Source organism: Streptomyces sp. MBT53, assembly GCF_016654115.1.
Taxonomy (GTDB): Bacteria; Actinomycetota; Actinomycetes; order Streptomycetales; family Streptomycetaceae; genus Streptomyces.
Map to the genome: position 1 here is coordinate 1 of NZ_JAEQAZ010000432.1, position 1,425 is coordinate 1,425.

Here is a 1,425-nt window from a genome sequence, read left to right on the forward strand (position 1 = left end):
GCCCCCGACCGGCCCATCAGATCCTGCGGCCCACCGCCCACCGGGTCACGCTCACAGGGAACCGGTGCGGACAAGGCGGAGGTAGGGACACATGAGGGCAGTGGCGGTGCTGGGCGCGTCCGTGGCCGTGGGGCTTCTCGCCTCGTGCGGGGCGGCGGACACCGGTACGCGGACCATGGCACGGGCACTGCCCGCCGGCGCGGCGTTCACGCATCCCGGAGTGCTGGTCAGCAAGGCGCAGCTGGACGCCGTACGGAAGAACGTGACGGCCGGGAAACAGCCCTGGCTGAAGGCGTACTTCGGGATGCGGGACAGCAAGTACGGGTCGTACAAGTACACGGCGAAGCCCTACGCCGACGTCGACTGCCCCTGGAACGGCAAGGCCGCGCACGGGTGTGTCGAGGAGCGCGAGGACGCGATCGCCGCGTACACGCAGGCGCTGCTGTTCAGCATCACGGGCAAGGAGCACCACGCGCTCAAGGCGCGGGAGATCATGGACGACTGGTCGGCGAAGATGAAGGAGCACACCTCCGAGGACGCCGGGCTGCAGACCGCGTGGGCCGGGTCGACGTGGGCGCGGGCGGCGGAGATCGTGCGGTACACGCCGGGGGCCGGCTGGCCGGAGGACCGGGTGCAGCGGTTCGCGACCATGCTGCGCACCGCGTACCAGCCCGAGGTGACGAAAGATCTGCCGGACTACAACGGCAACTGGGACCTGGCCATGACGGACGCGGCGATCGGCATCGCCGTCTTCCTCGACGACCACAAGGCCTTCGACGCGGCCGTCGCCCGCTTCCGCGACCGCGTGCCCGCCTACTTCTACCTGGAGAAGGACGGCAAGGTGCCGCTCACCCCGGCCCGCTCCACCGTCACCACCCCGCAGAAGCTCACGACGTACTGGTTCAAGCAGACCACCTTCAAGGACGGCATCGCCCAGGAGACCTGCCGCAACTTCAAGCACGTCGGGTACTCGCTGGCCGCCACCGGGCACATCGCCGAGACCGCCTGGCACCAGGGCGTCGACCTCTACAAGGACGTCAAGGACCGGCTCGCCGCCGCCATCGACTTCCACGCCCGCTACCAGCTGGGCGAGGCCGCGCCGGCCTGGCTGTGCGGCGGCAAGGTCGACCGGAACATGGGGCCCGACCTGGAGGTTCCGCTCAACCACCTGGAGGACCGGCTCGGCATGAAGGTGCCCGCCGCGCACAAGCTCGCCGAGACCACCCGGCCGGCCGGCAGCGACGACCTCTTCGTCTCCTGGGAGACCCTCACGCACGCCGGTAACCCCGCCGACTGAAACGTGTGTGACATCGGACCCCGCGGATGGCGTATAGTTGGGAACACAACGGCGCGGGGTGGAGCAGCTCGGTAGCTCGCTGGGCTCATAACCCAGAGGTCGCAGGTTCAAATCCTGTCCCCGCTACT

The 1,425-nt window shown here is 69.3% G+C and carries 1 protein-coding gene and 1 tRNA gene; both read left to right on the forward strand.

What is annotated here, in order from left to right; genetic code table 11:
* Positions 1-91: 91 nt before the first annotated feature.
* Positions 92-1,297 carry an alginate lyase family protein gene (locus tag JHN45_RS51885; RefSeq protein WP_201056485.1) on the forward strand — a complete coding sequence of 402 codons (1,206 nt, stop codon included), beginning with the start codon at positions 92-94 and terminating at the stop codon, positions 1,295-1,297.
* A 52-nt stretch (positions 1,298-1,349) separates the two neighbouring features.
* Positions 1,350-1,423 (forward strand) — tRNA-Met (locus tag JHN45_RS51890).
* Positions 1,424-1,425 lie beyond the last annotated feature (2 nt).